Source organism: Methanosarcina mangrovi (assembly GCF_052057765.1).
In the GTDB taxonomy this organism is placed as follows: Archaea; Halobacteriota; Methanosarcinia; order Methanosarcinales; family Methanosarcinaceae; genus Methanosarcina.
The window spans coordinates 3,423,622-3,441,777 of the sequence record NZ_CP195120.1 but is presented as its reverse complement, the minus strand read 5'-3'; the positions used below and the strand labels follow the sequence as shown (position 1 = coordinate 3,441,777).

17 protein-coding genes and 2 tRNA genes are annotated in these 18,156 nt (G+C 43.0%); 7 read left to right on the top strand and 12 right to left on the bottom strand.

The window, feature by feature from the left end; translation table 11 throughout:
• Nucleotides 1-247 precede the first annotated feature (247 nt).
• Together ACSAZL_RS15235 and ACSAZL_RS15230 are read right to left on the bottom strand one after the other, a co-directional pair.
• The gene (locus ACSAZL_RS15235) at nt 248-1,408 is read right to left on the bottom strand and encodes a glycosyltransferase family 4 protein (RefSeq protein ID WP_440945472.1); all 1,161 of its coding nucleotides are present in this window, start codon (nt 1,406-1,408) and stop codon (nt 248-250) included.
• A 427-nt stretch (nt 1,409-1,835) separates the two neighbouring features.
• The gene (locus ACSAZL_RS15230; RefSeq protein ID WP_440945471.1) at nt 1,836-2,516 is read right to left on the bottom strand and encodes a hypothetical protein; all 681 of its coding nucleotides are present in this window, start codon (nt 2,514-2,516) and stop codon (nt 1,836-1,838) included.
• Nucleotides 2,517-2,826: 310 nt separating this feature from the next.
• Between ACSAZL_RS15230 and ACSAZL_RS15225 the strand changes: the two genes are divergently transcribed.
• The 3 genes from ACSAZL_RS15225 to ACSAZL_RS15215 all read left to right on the top strand — a co-directional run bounded on the left by ACSAZL_RS15225 (nt 2,827) and on the right by ACSAZL_RS15215 (nt 4,507).
• Nucleotides 2,827-2,914: transfer RNA gene (locus ACSAZL_RS15225), tRNA-Leu, on the top strand.
• Between the two features lie 94 nt (nt 2,915-3,008).
• Nucleotides 3,009-3,093 (top strand) — tRNA-Leu (locus ACSAZL_RS15220).
• 538 nt (nt 3,094-3,631) lie between these two features.
• Nucleotides 3,632-4,507: a cation diffusion facilitator family transporter gene (locus tag ACSAZL_RS15215; protein WP_440945470.1), complete on the top strand. Its 876-nt coding sequence runs from the start codon at nt 3,632-3,634 to the stop codon at nt 4,505-4,507.
• A 382-nt stretch (nt 4,508-4,889) separates the two neighbouring features.
• Here the strand turns inward: ACSAZL_RS15215 and ACSAZL_RS15210 are convergent, their stop codons facing one another.
• The 3 genes from ACSAZL_RS15210 to ACSAZL_RS15200 are packed head-to-tail and all read right to left on the bottom strand — an operon-like array spanning nt 4,890 to nt 6,985.
• Nucleotides 4,890-5,057, bottom strand: coding sequence for a hypothetical protein (locus ACSAZL_RS15210; protein ID WP_440945469.1), 168 nt, complete (start codon nt 5,055-5,057; stop codon nt 4,890-4,892).
• Between the two features lie 22 nt (nt 5,058-5,079).
• A complete protein-coding gene (locus ACSAZL_RS15205) occupies nt 5,080-6,486 on the bottom strand; it encodes an MATE family efflux transporter (protein WP_440945468.1) in 1,407 nt (468 codons plus the stop codon).
• 34 nt (nt 6,487-6,520) lie between these two features.
• Complete coding sequence (locus tag ACSAZL_RS15200) at nt 6,521-6,985, bottom strand: MarR family winged helix-turn-helix transcriptional regulator (protein WP_440945467.1); 465 nt, start codon at nt 6,983-6,985, stop codon at nt 6,521-6,523.
• A gap of 686 nt (nt 6,986-7,671) precedes the next feature.
• On the opposite strand from ACSAZL_RS15200, the gene ACSAZL_RS15195 reads away from it, so the two are divergent.
• Entirely contained in the window at nt 7,672-8,358 is a 687-nt protein-coding gene (locus ACSAZL_RS15195) for a hypothetical protein (RefSeq protein WP_440945466.1), read from the top strand.
• 147 nt (nt 8,359-8,505) lie between these two features.
• Here ACSAZL_RS15195 and ACSAZL_RS15190 read toward each other — a convergent pair whose 3' ends face one another.
• The 4 genes from ACSAZL_RS15190 to ACSAZL_RS15175 form a co-directional block, all read right to left on the bottom strand.
• On the bottom strand, nt 8,506-8,682 hold the full coding sequence (locus tag ACSAZL_RS15190) for a hypothetical protein (RefSeq protein ID WP_440945465.1): 177 nt from the start codon (nt 8,680-8,682) through the stop codon (nt 8,506-8,508).
• A gap of 101 nt (nt 8,683-8,783) precedes the next feature.
• Nucleotides 8,784-9,608, bottom strand: coding sequence for a class I SAM-dependent methyltransferase (locus ACSAZL_RS15185; protein WP_440945464.1), 825 nt, complete (start codon nt 9,606-9,608; stop codon nt 8,784-8,786).
• A gap of 73 nt (nt 9,609-9,681) precedes the next feature.
• Nucleotides 9,682-10,908, bottom strand: coding sequence for an iron ABC transporter substrate-binding protein (locus ACSAZL_RS15180; protein WP_440945463.1), 1,227 nt, complete (start codon nt 10,906-10,908; stop codon nt 9,682-9,684).
• A 359-nt stretch (nt 10,909-11,267) separates the two neighbouring features.
• Complete coding sequence (locus tag ACSAZL_RS15175) at nt 11,268-12,686, bottom strand: cytochrome c biogenesis CcdA family protein (protein ID WP_440945462.1); 1,419 nt, start codon at nt 12,684-12,686, stop codon at nt 11,268-11,270.
• A 257-nt stretch (nt 12,687-12,943) separates the two neighbouring features.
• Here ACSAZL_RS15175 and ACSAZL_RS15170 point away from each other — a divergent pair, with 257 nt between their 5' ends.
• The 3 genes from ACSAZL_RS15170 (at nt 12,944) to ACSAZL_RS15160 (ending at nt 16,176) form a co-directional block, all read left to right on the top strand.
• On the top strand, nt 12,944-14,170 hold the full coding sequence (locus tag ACSAZL_RS15170; RefSeq protein WP_440945461.1) for an iron ABC transporter substrate-binding protein: 1,227 nt from the start codon (nt 12,944-12,946) through the stop codon (nt 14,168-14,170).
• A gap of 136 nt (nt 14,171-14,306) precedes the next feature.
• The gene (locus ACSAZL_RS15165; RefSeq protein ID WP_440945460.1) at nt 14,307-15,377 is read left to right on the top strand and encodes a FecCD family ABC transporter permease; all 1,071 of its coding nucleotides are present in this window, start codon (nt 14,307-14,309) and stop codon (nt 15,375-15,377) included.
• Between the two features lie 4 nt (nt 15,378-15,381).
• Entirely contained in the window at nt 15,382-16,176 is a 795-nt protein-coding gene (locus ACSAZL_RS15160) for an ABC transporter ATP-binding protein (RefSeq protein WP_440945459.1), read from the top strand.
• Nucleotides 16,177-16,325: 149 nt separating this feature from the next.
• Here ACSAZL_RS15160 and ACSAZL_RS15155 read toward each other — a convergent pair whose 3' ends face one another.
• The 3 genes from ACSAZL_RS15155 to ACSAZL_RS15145 all read right to left on the bottom strand — a co-directional run bounded on the left by ACSAZL_RS15155 (nt 16,326) and on the right by ACSAZL_RS15145 (nt 18,078).
• Nucleotides 16,326-16,964, bottom strand: coding sequence for a GyrI-like domain-containing protein (locus ACSAZL_RS15155; protein WP_440945458.1), 639 nt, complete (start codon nt 16,962-16,964; stop codon nt 16,326-16,328).
• 74 nt (nt 16,965-17,038) lie between these two features.
• Entirely contained in the window at nt 17,039-17,584 is a 546-nt protein-coding gene (locus tag ACSAZL_RS15150; RefSeq protein ID WP_440945457.1) for a gamma carbonic anhydrase family protein, read from the bottom strand.
• Between the two features lie 146 nt (nt 17,585-17,730).
• Complete coding sequence (locus tag ACSAZL_RS15145; protein ID WP_440945456.1) at nt 17,731-18,078, bottom strand: hypothetical protein; 348 nt, start codon at nt 18,076-18,078, stop codon at nt 17,731-17,733.
• Between the last annotated feature and the right edge of the window lie 78 nt (nt 18,079-18,156).

Sequence of the window (18,156 nt, the reverse complement as noted above, 5' to 3'; positions counted from 1 at the left end):
GAAAATGATGGAACACAGTCTAAAAGGTAAACGTCTAAAAAAGCTGGCATTATTTTGAGGTGGATCCTGACACAAATCGGACACAAATCGGATACAACAAAACTTTCTGGAAGCTGCTGGGCCTTCTTCCGATTGATATGTTTAGAGAAGTATATTATTTCGAAGAGATAGATATTGGGATACAGTGAACGGACTCAGCGCTTCAGGGTATCCTCTTTTGATAAACTGTACTTGAAATGACACGATTTTATTTTCCAATCACTTTTTCATATACTTCAAAAGTTTTTTCAGCTATTGTTTTCCAGTTATATTTCTTTATGAGAAGATCATGCCCTTTTTCCCCCATTCTGTTATGGCCAAGTCCTTCAATAACATAATTAAGGCCCCATGCAATGGAAGAAGGTTCTTTATGGGCAACAACACCTGTTCTGAAGTTTTCCACAAGGGCAACTGCATCGCTTGCAACTACCGGTTTCTCTGCATCCCAGGCTTCAAGCACAACAATTCCGAAGGGCTCGTTCCGGCTGGGCACGCAGACAAGGTCACAGGCATTAAACCAGTCGATTACGGTATTATCCGGGGCATACCCGAGGAAATTACAGGAATGACCTATGCCAAGCTTTTGAGCCTGATATTCACAGTGAGCACGCATTTCTCCTTCTCCGATAAGTACAAACTGTGCATTCCTTTTTTTGAGGAACTTTGCCGCAGCTTCGACCAGCAGATCCGGCCCTTTCTGATACGCCATCCTTCCGGTGAAAAGCACAACCGGACGGTAAGGATGGATGCCATAGTGCCTTTTTATATTTCCTGCATCGATTTCTCTTTTTACCCTGCCCACATTTATGCCGTTAGGGACTTCCCAGAGCTTGTAATCCGGAATTTTGTAAATGTGCCGAATTTCTTCTTTCAATATTTTCGAGGTCGTGATCACATCGGAGGCTTCATATCCCCCTAGCCACTCCCTGTGCGATATCTCCTTTGCCTCCCACCATTCTCCGTGACGATTTCCGTTGCGCCCCCATTCTGTGCTGTGAAAGGTTAACACAAAAGGCAGCCCGAAACTGGCTTTAATCCTGCAGAGAACATTTACCGGATGCCAGTCGTGCCCGTGCAGGACGTCAAACTCCCCCGCCATTTCTCTCACATCCAGGAATCGGCAGTACATACTGTCGCACATCCTGTTCATCTGCTCCACTATCCCCCCATTTTGATCACAGGCAACTCTGTGATAGTGGACACCATTGATTATTTCGTCGTTATTTTCACGGTTTCGCGTAAAGAGATGAACCTCATGTCCCTCTGCTGCAAGAGCTTCAGAGAGTTCAGACACATGAGGCGAAATTCCTCCTATACGTATCGAATACAAACTTTCCCAGGAAAACATTCCTATCCGAATCTTTTTCATAGACCCACTGACTCCTTTTTGTTAATATTAGAATTAGGAAACTGAGTAATGGAGAGTAACAGGCCTTCCTTACCTGTTACATGCCATTATATATCTAAAACTTTAAGACATCTTCTGGACTGGTCAAAATTTACCATTATTTTCAGCATCAAGTGGCTGGGTGGTCTCTGGCTAATCAACCGGTATTATTCCAGAGCAACCTTAATTGCATCTTCCGATCGGATTAGCCCTATAATAAAGAAAAGTATGCATCCTTTAACTCAGTAATTTTTGTAATGATTCTTTTACCAGCTGGAAGTTACCACACTTTTTTCCGAGCTTCTTAAACCTGTTATTCTTGTTAAGGTCTATGCTTCAGAATAATAAGGCACTGAAAATTTTGACTCAACGGAATCCCTGTGAAAGATATTGTATGTGCAGAAAGGAATTATTCTGCCGTCCGGCTTGCATAATGTACCCCACATTTTTTGATCCTTTCGAGATCTATGTTGTACAGGTCCTGAAAGTGCATTGTTCCGATAAATAGAGCGTTTCTGTGAAAGCGTGATGTCGTCTCCATGTCACCTTTTTTAAGGAGGTCGAGGACCATTCTGGTGGTATTTGCCGATTTTGGTCCCTTTTTTTCGTCGATGAATTTGGGTACTTGCCTGGTAACCTTTGCAAGGCTTAGAACCCTGCTCACTCTTCCATTTATCTCAGGGGTTATTTCCTTCCGGAGTTCAATAAAACTCTCAGCATCAAAAAAATTTGTAATGGGGATAAAATGCCTTTCTTCAAAGAAAACGTAGGTTCCGGCTCCGCAGTGAGGGTGGGCTGTCAACTCAGGAATCGGGATATTTCCCATAGCTGATAGGAAACGGCTTATAGGAACCACAAAAGATACCGGGTACCAGGCATTGCAGGGAATCTCCCCGACGGTCTGTTCTTCCACGAGTTTCATGACATCGGGTATGGTAATCCTCTTCTTTTCTCTCCGGGATTGGTCGATTCTTCCTGTAAATGCAACTGGCTGGAAGTTTACTCCTTTTACGATATCAAGGTTTTCGGCGGCAAAACGGATAATCCCCCCTAGCTGGAAATCGTTTACACTTTTTGCAAGGGTTGGCACAAGTACGATACTTTCAGGCCCAAAATTCCTGCAGTTCTCAATGGCTTATGATTGTTTCTGACTAAAATTCCCCAAGTTCTTTGTGCTATATTCCACTGATTAAACGCAGGATATTTGTTCATTTTTTTTGAGTTGACCAATAATTCACGGACATAACCTGTATATGAATACATTTTAGTATGTTTTTTTGGGATCTTCCTTAAATTCTTGTCAGCATCCTTCACGACTCGAAACGTTTATATATTATCCATGATATTGTGAGGGAGTGCAAGGCGCAAGGCGCGCCGGAATTTAACAGAAAGAACACGATGCGAGGGTTGCCCAGCCAGGTCAAAGGCGCTAGGTTGAGGGCCTAGTTTCGTAGGAATTCGTGGGTTCGAATCCCATCCCTCGCACCAGATTTCTTAATTGTGTTAAATCTAAATCCAATATGTTTTTCCAGAAAAATTTTATAAAAGGTAATTAAAGCTCATTCAATTGCTTACTCGAAATGCGAGGGTTGCCCAGCCAGGTCAAAGGCGCTAGGTTGAGGGCCTAGTTTCGTAGGAATTCGTGGGTTCGAATCCCATCCCTCGCATCCAAATCTTTTCTTTTTGGGTTAACTATTTTGATTAATTCTTTTGTCCTTCCCGAATTGCGCCTCGGCAGAGTTGCGCCACCCGAATTGCGATTCGGGAGTCCGCTGTCTGTTTCGCTTCGCTCAAGCAGACTAATTTGCAGGTTAAAATCGGGAACTTCGCTCAGGAGGGTGACCCGTAAAATCTGATTAACTATGTCGTGTCGTTTTTTGGTTAAGAAGAGTACTCACTCAACCTCTGTGATATTTCTCCAGTGTATTGTTCCTCATAATTGCAATGTCGTTTTTCAGGTCACTTTTACCTGGTTGAGGGTTAGCTCAGGCCCATTCAGCGCAAGGAGAGAAAAATTGCAAGGCTTTCTTCTTCCGTGGCTCTGGAATAGATCTCCCAGTTTATGAGGGATCGCTGTCGGCTTCAACTCCATGTAATTCTCTTAAATGTTTTAAGATAATCCGGAAAACTTCACACCCGGAAGCTTTAATCCTCAGTTCCATTCGAACAGAAGGTTTAACTGCAACATGAAATAAAGAACTGTTTATGAGTGATAGAGAAAAAAACGTGGGGTTTGCCGCATCTTTGAACATACTCTTCACAATTATAGAATTAATTGGAGGGCTCTTAACAAACAGCCTGGCGCTGCTGGCTGATGCGATGCATGATTTTGCTGACAGTTCTGCATTAATAGTAGCGTGGTTCGCAGAGAAGAAAGCAAAAAAACCCGCAACGAGTAAAATGACTTTCGGGTATCGGAGATTATCTCTTTTATCTGCAGCGTTTGCTACCATTGTACTTATAGCCGGGTCTCTGTTTATACTGTCCCAGGCAATTCCACGGCTGTTCAATCCGGAACCCGTAAACGCCGAAGGAATGTTTTTAATTGCAATCATCGGAGTCACCATAAATGGACTGGGATATTTCAGATTGAAGAAAGGAATTAGCCAGAACGAGAAAATATTATCATGGCATCTTCTGGAAGATATTCTGGGATGGGTAGTCCTGCTCATCGGGTCGGTAATCATAGGCTTCTGGAATCAACCTATCATTGATCCTATAATGACGATAGGATTCACTATTTTTGTATTATGGGGGGTTTTTAAAAATGCAAAGGGAACATTTAACCTTCTTCTGGAAGGCTTCCCGGAGTATATCGATATTGATGAGGTTAAGGAATCCGTCTTATCGGTCGAAGGAGTGAAAGCAGTTCACGATATCCATATATGGTCTCTGGAAGGAGAAACGGATATTTTAACAGCTCATATTGTTGTGGAAGACAAATACCTGGCAAGACCGGATAAAATGAGGCAATCTATCAAAAGTAAATTAGAGAAACACCAAATAGAACATTCTACGCTTGAACTGGAAAGCGAAGGATTCTGTTCCGGAACAGAATGTATTTTTGAATTGAAAAAATAATGTACGGAGAAAGGCGATAAAAGCAAACCTTCCATTTTATGTAACTAAATACCCTATGCCATACCTTGAACCAGTTTGAAGGCTTTTTGTCTTCCTTTCCCGTAGTTCTTCTTTTGAGAGTCCAGCCATCGAGAGTTCATTTCGAGAATTCATCCTTCAAGAGCTTATCCTTCAAGACTTAGTTTTTATTTCAAATCCTGGAAATCATAGGCTTTAAGGAAGGAATAGTTCCATTCCTTTTTTCCGTTTATCTGTTTATTCGTACCTCAATGAGTCTACCGGCTTCAACTTCAAGGCTCTGTATGCAGGTAAGCAGGTACTACACCTGAAATCATTCCCATCAGAATTGCCAGGAAGAGTCCTTCAATCATCAGGTAAGGACTTATACTCCTCCCTCCTCCGTCATATCGCTTCCCATCATTGCCCGGAGACCGGCTGAAACGATCTGTTCCGGCATAACTCCAAGGATGCCGCCGACAGGACACGCCCTTCCGGAGTTAAAAAGGGAAATCATGGAGCTATCCCTGTTTTTAGCTCCAATGGTTTTCATGATCCCTATATTTTATGAGCTGTCAGATGTGTAACGTTTTATCTGTCGCTTCCAGCTCCGGGATGACTTTTGAAGAAATTTTTCTTTCTTTGAAAATCCTGTATATCCTAAAAAGCATAAATCCGGAAAGCGTAAATGCCAGAAGGTCCGAGACCGGAAAGGCTGCCCAGACCCCGTTCAGAGCATAGAAACGGGGAAGAAGGACAACGGCAGGAATCAGGAAGAGAAGCTGTCGACTAACAGAAAGAATGAATGCCGGTCTGGCTTTCCCGAGTGCCTGGAACAGGATGGTTGTAACCACATTCAAACCTATCAAAGGTGTTCCCAGGAACATAATCCTTGCAGCAATTTTCCCAAGCTCCAGATATTCCGGATCTGCACTGAAAATAACGAGAAGTTTTTCCGCAAAGAGGTAAACGATAAGCAAGCCAAGAAGCCCAAAGGTCGTTGCCGCTACTAAAGATAATTTTACGGCTTCGACTATTCTTCCGTATTTCTTTGCTCCGTAGTTAAACCCGACAATCGGTTGCAGGCCAAAGGCCATACCAAGGAGGGGCAGGAAGATGAAGGAATTAATTTTCATTGTTATGCCAAAAACGGCAATTGCAACATCCCCTCCGTAATCTGCAAGCGCGTTGTACACGAAAATCATCATTAAACTGCTCGCACTTTCCATCACAAAGGACCCGGTACCGATAGCTCCGATTTCCTTAATGATTTCCGGCTCCGGTTTCAAGGTTTCTGATCTGAAATGAACAGACCCCTTTCCTTTAAGGTAGTATAGCAGGAGAAAGACTGAAGCTACGGCCTGGGACAGTACGGTTGCAATTGCAGCACCCTCAACCCCCATCCCGAAACCAAACATGAAGACCGGGTCAAGGAAAATATTGAGACCGCCTCCTATAAGCATAGCATTCATTGCAAGGCGGGAGTTTCCTTCAGACCTGACAATATTCTGAACAGCCACTCCAAAGACAAAGAAAATCCCTCCTATAATTATGATTTTAAGATAATCTCTGGCATATGGCAGGACTCCGGGGGTTGCCCCGAAAACCTCCAAAATCGGTTCGAGATAGAGAAGGCAGGGTATGGCTATTAGTGCGCTTAAGATCAGACTCAGGGAAAAAACATTCCCAAGAACTCTTTCAGCTTTTTTAAATTCTCGCGCTCCAAGGGCACGTGAGATTATTGAGGAGCCCCCTGTCCCGAGAACTATCCCAAAAGCCATGATTATCATCTGGACCGGAAAAGCTATTGAAAGACCGCCTATAGCCTGAACACTCTCTGTTCCGTAGGCTATTCCCACGAAAAAGGTGTCTACAACGTTATAGATAGCCTGTACCAGCATTCCGATGATCACGGGAGTTGAAAGTTTGAACAGGAGTTTTCCTGTACTCTCTTTCCCCAAAAACTCGCTTTTTTCTTCCATGTTTTTTCTTCTCTGTCGTAAGATGCTGTTGTTTTTACTGAATGTCATTTAGCTTTTCAGATGGAGGTTCGAACCCGGGCTCGAAGAATTTTAATGCAGCTTTACGGGTCAGCAGCCTGAAAATTTCTTTTTCTTCCGGTGTAAAATCCGAAAAAAGGATATCAATAAAAGAAACCAGTTTTTCAAAAATTATATCTCTCATTTCCTTCCCTTTTTCAGTCAGGTAAACTTTGTAAGCCCGAAGGTCATTTTCGTCCCTCTGCCTGTACACATAACCCTCTTTTTCCAGGTTCTGGATTGCCCTTGTGCTTGTTGCTTTGCTTACTTTCAACATTCTTGCAAGGTTTTCCTGAGAGATGCCGTCTTTATGGTACAAAACTAAAAGAAAATCATGTTGCCCGCTTCCAATCCCGTAAGCTTCGAGTTCTTTTGTCATATATTCCATGTGACTCCGGTAGATGTGGACAACCGGGCCGAATATTTCTCTTGGGTCATGCATAGTTTTACCTTTCGTCGTTTATGAAACTGGAAAGTTTTTTGAAATAAAGGTTATTTGATAAATAGTTTCATGTGAAACCAATATGATGCTTAATCGCATTATATGGTATATATTAGTTTCGTATGAAACTAATATGTGGGTGATTATCATCAGTTTTTCCTGTGGAAATGTAATTTATGGGATTTATTTACTCCAAATCAAATGCTTGAGGCTTGTTAATCATTATTCTACATTAATTTATTCTGTTAATTTTGATTTCATATGAAATCAAATTCGAGTAAGGGTTCTGGTATAAAGGGGATTTTGGGAGGTTTTGAAGAAGTGAAAATAGTTTTCAGGGCAGAATAGAAAATTATTTTATTCATACTGAAGTAGAATTCTTATTGTGAATAAAAGTCAACTAAGATTATATATAGTCTTATATGTGGGAAATAATGATAAAAAAGCTGAGTAATAATTTTATCTTTACTTATATATGTTTAGCTTATTATTAATTGGAAAATATTCTTTATATTAATCAAGATCAGGTGTCTCTGAGGAAATGATATTAAGTAGCTAACTCTCAGGATGGATGATTTCCTGGAACTTGTCCCGAGGTATTCATGTTTCATGCATGTGGGGGGGGAAAATCTTCAAAAAGTTACGGTAAGTTCTATATTTAAAGGGAAATTCAGAAGAGGATGAGAATGGAAGATTCGGGCAAGAAAAGAAAAGTAAACCCGGACTCGGGACAGGGAAGCCGGAGTTTCGGGGTTTTAAAAATATTGGCCGTAGCTATTGCCGTATTATTTATTGTTGTTGTTATCATGGTCGCCCCACTCATAACGCAGAAGCTTCCCTGCGGCCCTACTTTATGGCTCACCAAATTAAATTCTGAACCTGAGTATTATGTGGAAATAACATCTGAAGAACTGGAAGATTTTCCCACGCTTCAGGGTTTGAATAATAAGAGTACATACGGGCACATCACCGAACTGGAAACAACCAGTGATGCGAGGGATCGGATATTAGACTTGATATCGCAAAAAGAGGCTAAACTGGCTTATCCATTTGAAATGTGGGTCCGCGCCGTGGTATGGAGTACAGATGAAGTCCCAGCCGATACCCCTCCTTATTCTGAGCTTACTGCTAAAGACCTGGATCGATTCCCTTCAATTAAAAAAGCTGTGAGCCAGCCGGATAGGTGGTACGGGATCTCTTCAGATGAATGGGGTATTTTCCTGGAATCCACAAACGGATATAATGAAGAATACGGTGGCGTATTTCTCAAATTAGGGAATCAAGTCTATTACATAAGTAATACGTATGACAAAAGGTCTTATCTCAAGATAGGGGATGAATATTATGAATTCAGTATCGGGCTTGTAGGTTGAAATTAACATTGATCCTCAAAAATCCTGTTTTATTTCCCTTATCCAATATTCATCTCAAGTCCCGGTTACCAGAGGAGTCATTCATCTTTTCCTCTGAACCCTGGCGGAGGTAATAAAGAGAATCTTCTCAGGTAGGATCTTCTCAAATTACGCAGAAGCACCGTTTCTTTTCTTCTCAACTCTGTCATTTTGTTTGTTAACCATTTTGTATGCGTCTGAAACTGCAAATATCCAGGTAACAAAAAATATGAAAAACCCGATAACAAGAGCTATCAAACAGAGGCTGACTACAAGTGCGGCAAACGGTGCAAGTCCTCTATACATGTCTCCTGTATTTTTGAGAAAAAGAAGGGATTTGGGAAAAATGGTAAAAATTTAGATATGGGAATATATGTGGTGTCCTCTTATACGCCATCAGGACTGATTCACGACTTTTCCCACCACAGCCAGGCAGTGTATGATTTTTCCTTCATCCTGATGTCTCCGTTCTCGCAGGAAAATGCTTCGGATATATACTTTTGTAGTATTGCATCGTGTTCGGCTGTAGTCGCGTTGACGATCCGTCTGTAATGAGTAACCGCTTCTTCCATTCCCGGATAGACCAGTTCCCAGTAATCAGGATATACGGTGACGTTTGGGTATATCCCCATATCGTACAGCACTTTGTATATGCAGTCGATCTGCGGGTAGATGTTATATGGGGTGCCGTGAACCCTCTGCCAGGCTTCAGCATACGTTTTTTCCCAGGACGGCATACCTGCGAACCAGTTCAGGTAGACGTATTTCGAGGACGTTTCGTTCATTTTAATCACCGCCTCTCTGATATCCGGCATGGCCAGGGAAAACGAGGCAATAACTATATCGTACGGTGCGTCCAGATCTTTGATATCGACGTCTTCCCACCTCTTCTGGATCCAGGAAACGTTATTTAACCCCTTTGCTTTGATGTTCTCTTTCAGGCAGTATAACATACCATCCGAAGGCTCGATGGCAGTGACATGCTTAACCATGCCTGCGAGCGGTATGGTTAGTGTACCGGGACCGGATCCGATATCCAGGATTTTTGAATCCGGAGTGAAATCAATCCGTTTGATCAGGTTTCTGGAAAAACTCCAGTTTTCCATCTTGATCTGCGTGTCGTATTTTACCGCCTCTTCCCTTGTCCAGAATCTGTCGCTTTCAAAGTTTGTCTTCTTACTCTCTGCCATCATCGTTTTCCAGATCTCTCCATAGTCTATAGTGCTATTCATCATGAAAATTCTCCTCAAAAACTCTTCAAATTCTTCTCCAAATTTTTCTCATACAAATTTTTCTCATAAATTCTCAAAAGTCCTCCTCTTCCATCCAGTCGAGCCATTGTGCTGACCTGAGACCTCTAGCGGTTTCGTCATCGACATCGTAGACATGCTTGTAGAAGTCCAGTACCCACTCGTGAACCTTGATGTCCTGGAATTTATCCGGGTAAGCGGCTTTTGCAGTTATCATCAGGTCGATTGGGTATTCCAGGCGCCGGGCGCAGTTTGAGGGTGTCCACGGCATCGGATAGACTCTCTTATTCTTGATCGCACTTAGTTCCTTCAGATCCTGGTAATATGGTGCTTCGTAAAGCTCTTTGGACGGATGGTATCCCCATGAAGTGGCCAGTAGTATGACATCAGGGTCCATGGCGAGAATCTGTTCGGTGTTCAGTATCTTTGCGGTACCGGTATCCCTGTAAGCGTTTTTCGCATGCACTATGCCCTCAATGGTGTATGACTCAGGTGTATCGATACCCCATGAATGGCCTGAACCTCCAGCTTTCCTGGCATTGGGCGAAAGGCCGAAGTACAATAACGATGGCTTGCTGGCCTCAGGTATATCCATGGTCCTGTTAGATATCATCTTCTCAGTGCTCTGGATGTAATCGGCTAACTCAAGAGCATCCTTCTCTTTACCGAAAATTTGTCCGATAATTTTGATCTCTTCTCTTATGGTAGATAGGTCCGAATTCGAGTAATATGTAGGGGAATACAGGACTATCACAGGGATTCCAAGCGATTCCATCGTGTTAATCGTTTTATTCATTGTGTCACGGTTATCCCACCCGACCGAACAATCTCCCACCCTGAGAATGATGACGTCAGGGTCCGAACTTGCAAGCGCTTCGTAGCTGACGACGTTGTATTGCTGTGGTGTTAACCTGACAGTTTCGTTTAACGAAGGGTCCAGGTAAATCATCGTGTTTTTGCCATTTTCATACGTGAAATTTTCTCCCTTGACACTCGGGAATACATAAGTATAATCATTGGTGATTGTGGTACCAACAGCCACGATAGTATCCTGGACATCCAGGCTGATCATCGTACATTCGACGAATCCATCGCTGATCACGGCAGCCCTTGTAATGTTTTTCGGCACTTTTACCTGGACACCTCTCATATCCGTAATATTATTGGATTCATCGTTTGTCGGCGAATCCATTACTGACGATGTGGCTTTTTCTGATATGCATCCGGAAAAAGGCAGGCTAATGAGTAAAATCAGAAACACACTAACTATCAATTTTTTCATAAAATCCTCAATCTCAATTGTTTATTAATTGACCATTATTTGCAGCCCTTTATAGTCGGTCAAGGAATACTACACTTGAAAGCGTTATTTTCATGCTAAATCGCTAATTTTTAAGTTAGAAAATCGCTGATTAAATGTTCAAAATTATATAAACAACTATTAATAATTACAATTGATTTGTAGCAGTTTAATTTAGCTTCTTATTAATAAACTTGCCTCTTTTTTATAATATATACTACTAAATGTTATCGATGTTACAAAAGATCTTATTAAATCTCTGGAACACTTTACTGTATTGATCTGCTTTAGAATTCTGATAGATGCCTGTCACTTCAGTGATGAGAGTAATCACCTATCGATTATATTACATTAAATGCCAGCAATGCGGCCAGAATAAAAAGAGTGATTCCAGTTGAAACATCTATAATAGCCCGGTATTGCTTCCTGATCGAATCCAACCTGTGGGCGGGAAATCCTAGAGAGAGGAGAACCCCAAGGCCCATTACCGGTAACACGATGCCTGCATCGTAAGCCAGCAGGTAATATAATCTCTGAAACGAGCTGCTCTGATCTGCCATTATGCCAAGTATCGCGAGATATGGCCCGCCAGCGCAGGGCATTTTTATCATGCCGAATCCCATCCCGATGGCAAAGCTGTAGCTAGCCATGCTTATTTTGCCATATGGCTGCAGCAGAGCAAGGAACTTTTTGAACCCTACATCCGAGAAACTGCGCCCATAATTGAATAATGTCCTGATTATCGTGGCAGAGCCAATGACGAGCATTGAAACGACGATAGTATATTTGGCTACATTATACATGGAGGGCATGGTAACACTGAGCCTGTAGAAGCAGACACCGATAAGTGAATACATGAAGAGCAACCCTGCAGAAAAAGATATTACATTAATCAGCAACGAATACCGTCTCTCACTGGAAGCTGCAAGCGTGGCCATATATGCTATGACTGCAAGGATACACGGGGAAAACGCAGCTATGATTCCGGATACAAATGCGATGGGAACCGAGATCGTCGGCATAGTGCCAACGGGTATGTAACTGTCTGTAATAACATGACTGCCAGAGTTATCTTCATAATATACGGTAGAAGGGGATACGTAAGAGGTGTTGCCACCCGATAACACGTATGTTACCTTTTCTTCAACACCCGGTTGTAACGGGCCGCTCCAGAAAAATTGTCCTGAAATTAATCGAGAGCCTTCTGTCAGCCCTCCAGAGAGATTGACATTAATTGGCGCGTTACCCTGGTTGGACAGATATGCCGTTACAGTGACGTTATTGTCATTTTCACTTTTTTTTACTGCAGTTGTATGTACAGTCACTGGTGGAGCATACCCATAAGAAGATGCAATTGTATCCTTAATATTTCTTAGAACTGTCACGTAATCTCCATCCAGGTTTGCGGGCCCAATAATCGTATGGTTATCTATGATCAGATCCGGAATATCTATCAGACCATACCGGTCGACATAGAATGCGCCTTTTTGCGAATTGACCCTGATTTCCTGATAATCGACAGAGAGCCCTCCTCCACGGGTTTCCTCAATTGCCTGCCTGACTACTGGCATTACTTCGGTACACCGGTGGCAGCCTTCTTCATAGAGATATACAACGGTGACGGTTTTCGTATCATCCGCATAAGCTATCAAAGGCAGTGCAGTAAGAAGTAAAAGAATAGTTATTAAAAAAACAAGCGGATAAAATATCGCCTCCCTTCTCTGGTTCTCGGAAAACCAACGATCGATAGATCCTGCCATTTTTGACCCTTTACGCTAAGCTTCCTTACTATACTTCGGCATATCATATACAATTTTTAGCAATAATTGTTATCATTTGATTTAATCATAGCTATAAAAATTAATTAGATAATGTTATGTAGTAAAATATAATACTAAAAGATAAATAGTTGCTACAGGTATTATATATGATCGATAAACCTGAAAATGATAACCAGATAACTAAGCCTTCTAGTTATTTTGATTTTAAAAAGGGCTTTGTGTTATGTGTACTCATAATGCTCCTTATTGTATCGGTAGAAGGATGCACCGAACAGACAGGCCAAATTAAAACAACCGCCGCAAACTCATCGACGACAACAGACTCGTCTGATGAACAATACCGTTACGTAACGGATATGCGTGGTGTCCAGGTGAAACTGCCGAAAGAGATCCAGCGTATCGCTACCATCGATGACGGGTTCGTTGAAGGCGTCCTGACGAATCTTAGTGAGGTTGAGAAAATAGTTTCCATCGGCTCGGTCGGGCTTGGTTCCCGTTCATTTTATCAGTCAAATATTACTCTAAACTCCGGTATAAATTATACTTTTAGCGGCGGATCAAATACGATGTGCGTCGTTAATCCATGGCTAGCGAATGTGTCCTGTACAGAGTCTTCGTCAGGCATGACCATCATTAACTACGAAAAACTGGCTAGTGCGAATCCTGAAGTACTCATTATAAGAGTCGGTGACTGCTCGATGAGTGCTAATGATCTCGAAAATAACAATAAAAAGATATCAACGATCGAGTCGCTTGGCATACCCGTAATCGTGCTCTATTCCCCGAACAACTACAATAATTCCGGTCTGAACACCATGCGCAACGAAATGCGTGTAATCGGTCAGTTGTTCGATAAGGAGGAAGAGGCAATGGTTCTGGCAGATTATCTGGATAATACGGAAAAGATGATTCTGGACAGGACTAAAGATATCCCTGAAGAGGAAAAGGTCACAGCACTCTATCTCGGGATCTCTTCCAAGGCCAGGCAAAGCGGCGGTGCCGGGTATGTAAGCGGCATCGATACTCCGGAATCATACATCCTCGAGACTGTTGCCAATGGCAGGAATGCTTACCAGGATACCGGTTCTGGAAAGTTGCTTAACGCCGAACAGGTGCTTGCATCGAACCCTGATGTGATTTTTTTACCCACATATTCCGGATACCATCCGCCTATCGAACTTCAGGATGCGATATATTACCAGAATATGCAGGAACTTCAGGCAGTCAAAAACAAGCGTATCTATTCCATGCCTTACACGCCAAGAAACTGCGACCGCCGTGTCGAGTATCCTCTGGATTTGCTAATTGTTGCAAAAGGCTGTTATCCGGATCTTTTCCAGGACATCAAGGTCCATGAGTTTGCATTGAAACTGTATCAGGACGTATATGGAGTGGACCGTGCAACAGCAGAAAAAATCAGGTCGGCCCAGTACCTTGACTGGACAGTGGAGTACGATTTCTAAAAACGCGGTGGAACGGATAAAGGTGTGTTATAGCATGCATGGTGTGCAGATGAAAGTGTCGAAATGTATCAAGAGTACTGCTTCGTTCAAACCGGTAGCTGAAATAAACGGTGGAGTCTGATTTTTAGGTGTTATTATGGAAGAAGTATCGATTGACGTGAAAAAATCAACCTCCACTGCCCTCAATTTTTTTGAGGAGAGAAAGATGTGTGTCATGCTCTTTCTCGCTGTTGTTATGGTGGCAGGCGGGATGGTCACGATCTGTTTAGGGACCTATCATATCTCTATACCGGAAGTATATTCTATCATCGCCACTCATCTGTTTTCCCCAGATAATGTAGATTCCCTGAATAAGCTGAAAAACACAATCGTCTGGAATATCCGCTTCCCCAGGGTCATTATGGCTATAACTGTCGGTATCGGGCTTTCTGTTGCCGGGGCGATTTATCAGGGATGTTTCCGCAACCCTCTAGTGGAACCGTATATTCTTGGAGTATCTTCGGGAGCGGCATTTGGCGCAGCCCTGGGGATTGTCTATCCTCATATCTTTATTTCTATACAGCTGGGTGCTTTCGTGTTTGCCTCTCTTTCCGTATTCCTTGCATATACACTGGCAAGGAGCAGGGGTCAGACGCCTGTTGTCACGCTGGTACTTGCCGGTATTATCATAGGCTCGATATTTTCCGCCTGTGTTTCCATCATGAAATACCTCTCAAACGATACACAACTGAGAGAAATTGTCTTCTGGATGATGGGCGGCTTTTACTACACAACATGGGATGACGTGTATCTGACTGTGCCTGTTGTGCTAATATCCGTAGCTATCATGTGGTTCTTCGGGTGGAAGCTGAACGTCCTTTCCATGGGTGACGAGGAGGCTAGGGCACTGGGTGTGAACCCGGAAGTTTTTAAGTTTATTTTCATTGTACTGGCTACACTGGTTACTGCTATCTGCGTATCTTCGGTCGGGATTATTGCATGGGTCGGCCTGATGATGCCCCATGCAGCCCGCCTTATCCAGGGTCCGGATAACCGTTTTGTCATTCCCACGGCAGCACTGATGGGAGGTGTTTATATTATCTTTTGTGACACGATTGCGCGTACTCTGACTTCGGCAGAAATCCCAATAGGGATCATTACGGCTATCGTAGGTGCACCTTACCTGGTGTATCTGTTGCGTAGTAAAGAAAAGGAGATTTTTGGGTGATTATATGTTGAAAGTAGATAACCTCAGCTTCGGGTACAACAGCATACCCGTATTCAAAGGGATTTCATTCAAGGTAGAGAAAGGTTCTTTATGTGGGCTTTTCGGGCCAAATGGTTCAGGGAAGACAACCCTGTTCAAGTGCTGCATGAGCTTCCTTAAGTACAGCAGCGGCAGCATATCCGTTGACGGATGCGATGTCAGGAAGAAGAAGATCGGAGAGCTGGCAAAACTTGTCGCCTACGTGCCCCAGGAACACAAGCCTCCTTTTCCTTACCTCGTCAAGGAAGTCGTGCTGATGGGCAGGACCCCGCACATGGGCGGCATCTTTGGCATTTCCGAGGAGGACAGGAACAAGGTCAGGGAAGCTATGGAAATGCTCGAGATCTCTCATCTCGCCGATAAGCCTTACAACCAGCTTAGCGGTGGTCAGCGCCAGCTCGTGCTTATCGCAAGGGCTATGGCACAGGACACGCCTTTAATGCTGCTGGACGAGCCTACATCCGCTCTGGACTTCTGTAATCAGATCCGAATCTGGAATATCCTGAAGAAGATATCTGCGAAAGGGACGACCATACTGGCCTGCAGCCATGATCCAAACCATATCTCATGGTTCTGTGATGATGTCGTTGTCATGTACCGGGGAGGTCTGGTCGCAAAAGGGAATCCAAGAAGTGTAGTATCCGAGCAATTACTGAGCACTATATTTAACAACATTTGCAGTGTTGGTTATATGGACCGCCTGATGATGGTATACCCGAAGAATATCCAGGCCGAATGTCCAGTAGCTGCGCTGCGATAACCAATTGTTCACCATAAGTTCGTTATAATAGTTTTAAACAGATGGAAAGGATTTCAGTATGGAATGCTTTTGAGCTAAATCTCCTGCTAAAATAGCTTGCTAGTAGCCATTCTCGCAATAACAGCAGGAACGATTTCTGCAATCCTGCATTATTCCTCTTTCTTCTGTTTTATGGGCTGTCTTATAATAGTTTTAAGTTTTTCCGGTTTCGTCCTGCGCATATCGCTCAGATATATTTCGTGGTGTCTCTCCCCGAATATGCTGCCGTCAAATCCATACCCTTTCTCTTTGATGAAATTATGCAGCTTTTCAATAGTAGGCCCTTCCTCGGAATAAGGACCGATATGCATTAGCTGGGCTGATAAGCCTTCATGCAGGCTTTCAAATCTTATCCTGGAAAGTGCAGGGAGATTTTTCTTCTTTTCCGCTTCTTCCATGGCTTTTTCTATAATGTCTTTCGTGATAAAATCGGGCTGCCTTATCATTGCTGTCCATTTCCAGTTGCTTTTATCCTGAATATCAAAGTCCTCCATATTTTCAACCCACCAGAGTCCTTCAAGAGGCATTACTGCATAATCCTGCAAGATCTCTTTTTTAGAAATGAATTTGGCTTTGAAAGATACAGAAAACAATGCTTCTATTGCGTCCTGATATTCCCTTGATGTATTGGGGTCTCCTTCTCCGTCTATCATTAAAAAATTCATTTCAGGGACATCTGTAACTGAGACTTCTTTTGCGGATGGGTTGTAAAGTTCTTTGTTTTCTTTTTTCAAATCCAACTTTGACATTTTTCGGTCTCCCCCCAATTCTGTCCTTTCCTTCACTCCTTACTTCTTCCCCTTCTCCTGCGATGACTTCCTGTTCAGGTCATTGAATTTGATTTGGCGAAGGCAAATTTCTTCATCTCTTCCCTATACTCTTTTGCCATGTCCACATACTCGTCAGCATTTTCCTTTATAGCCTCAACCTCTGCCTCGTTTGTCTCCCTTTTTACCGTTCCCGGGACTCCGATAATAAAGCTGTTAGCCGGAAACTTCTTCCCCTGGGGCACAAGCGCATTTGCTCCGACTATGGAATTCTTCCCGATCTCTGCCCCGTTCAGCACGGTTGCGTTCATGCCGATAAGCACGTTATCTTCGATCCTGCACCCGTGAAGTATGGCACCGTGCCCGACTGTTACATTATCTCCAACCCGGACTCCGTTTTCAGGGTCTGCATGAATCACGACCCCGTCCTGGATGCTTGTCCGGCTGCCTATCCGTATTTTGTTCTGGTCTCCTCTAATCACGGCATTGAACCATACGCTTGAATAACTCTCTATCTCTACATCTCCGATTATGTCTGCCGAATCCGCAACAAAAACCGTTTCCGAAATTTTCGGGGTCTTTCCGTTAAAATATATTCTCATCTTTATCCCTCGACTTTTTCCGGTGTTTCCTTTTCTTTATCTTGTTCTTTATCGGCATTGTTTATTTCGTTTCTTAATTTAGCTCCTGCTACCATGGACTCTTCTGCAAGTTTCAAAAATATATTCAGGTGCAAACTGCAAAAGGTTCAGACCGCATAACGGAACACAAGGTACGCGATGATCATCATTGTCAGAACAGGCCGGAGGTTTGGTCTCAACTCCGTATATCCTGTATTCTTTCTTTCAGGCTTCTGTCGCTTAAGCATGTGGTCCATTACTGAACTGAGTGAAGGGTCTGTCAAATATTCTTTTTTCCTGTACCTGACCATGAGCGTAAAATGTATTGCTGTCACAATAAAAGCCAGGACGAAGGTTGAAATCCCGCCGATCCGGACGTATCCGGTATAGCCCAGCACTCCAATGGCTAAAAAGGAAACAAAATATACCGGGATTGAGCGCCATAATTCTTCTTCCACAATGTGATCACGTTTCAAGCCTTAACTCCTTCCTATCTCCTCTCAGTATATGTTTTTTTGTTACGTGCTAACTCTTGTTCATGACTTTAAATATGT

Bases quoted from the DNA above. Each gene is read 5' to 3' on its own strand.
- ACSAZL_RS15235 (WP_440945472.1), bottom strand. From the start codon at position 1,408: ATGAAAAAGATTCGGATAGGAATGTTTTCCTGGGAAAGTTTGTATTCG.
- ACSAZL_RS15215 (WP_440945470.1), top strand. From the start codon at position 3,632: ATGAGTGATAGAGAAAAAAACGTGGGGTTTGCCGCATCTTTGAACATA.
- ACSAZL_RS15210 (WP_440945469.1), bottom strand. From the start codon at position 5,057: ATGAAAACCATTGGAGCTAAAAACAGGGATAGCTCCATGATTTCCCTT.
- ACSAZL_RS15205 (WP_440945468.1), bottom strand. From the start codon at position 6,486: ATGGAAGAAAAAAGCGAGTTTTTGGGGAAAGAGAGTACAGGAAAACTC.
- ACSAZL_RS15200 (WP_440945467.1), bottom strand. From the start codon at position 6,985: ATGCATGACCCAAGAGAAATATTCGGCCCGGTTGTCCACATCTACCGG.
- ACSAZL_RS15195 (WP_440945466.1), top strand. From the start codon at position 7,672: ATGGAAGATTCGGGCAAGAAAAGAAAAGTAAACCCGGACTCGGGACAG.
- ACSAZL_RS15190 (WP_440945465.1), bottom strand. From the start codon at position 8,682: ATGTATAGAGGACTTGCACCGTTTGCCGCACTTGTAGTCAGCCTCTGT.
- ACSAZL_RS15185 (WP_440945464.1), bottom strand. From the start codon at position 9,608: ATGAATAGCACTATAGACTATGGAGAGATCTGGAAAACGATGATGGCA.
- ACSAZL_RS15180 (WP_440945463.1), bottom strand. From the start codon at position 10,908: ATGAAAAAATTGATAGTTAGTGTGTTTCTGATTTTACTCATTAGCCTG.
- ACSAZL_RS15175 (WP_440945462.1), bottom strand. From the start codon at position 12,686: ATGGCAGGATCTATCGATCGTTGGTTTTCCGAGAACCAGAGAAGGGAG.
- ACSAZL_RS15170 (WP_440945461.1), top strand. From the start codon at position 12,944: ATGCTCCTTATTGTATCGGTAGAAGGATGCACCGAACAGACAGGCCAA.
- ACSAZL_RS15165 (WP_440945460.1), top strand. From the start codon at position 14,307: ATGGAAGAAGTATCGATTGACGTGAAAAAATCAACCTCCACTGCCCTC.
- ACSAZL_RS15160 (WP_440945459.1), top strand. From the start codon at position 15,382: ATGTTGAAAGTAGATAACCTCAGCTTCGGGTACAACAGCATACCCGTA.
- ACSAZL_RS15155 (WP_440945458.1), bottom strand. From the start codon at position 16,964: ATGTCAAAGTTGGATTTGAAAAAAGAAAACAAAGAACTTTACAACCCA.
- ACSAZL_RS15150 (WP_440945457.1), bottom strand. From the start codon at position 17,584: ATGAGAATATATTTTAACGGAAAGACCCCGAAAATTTCGGAAACGGTT.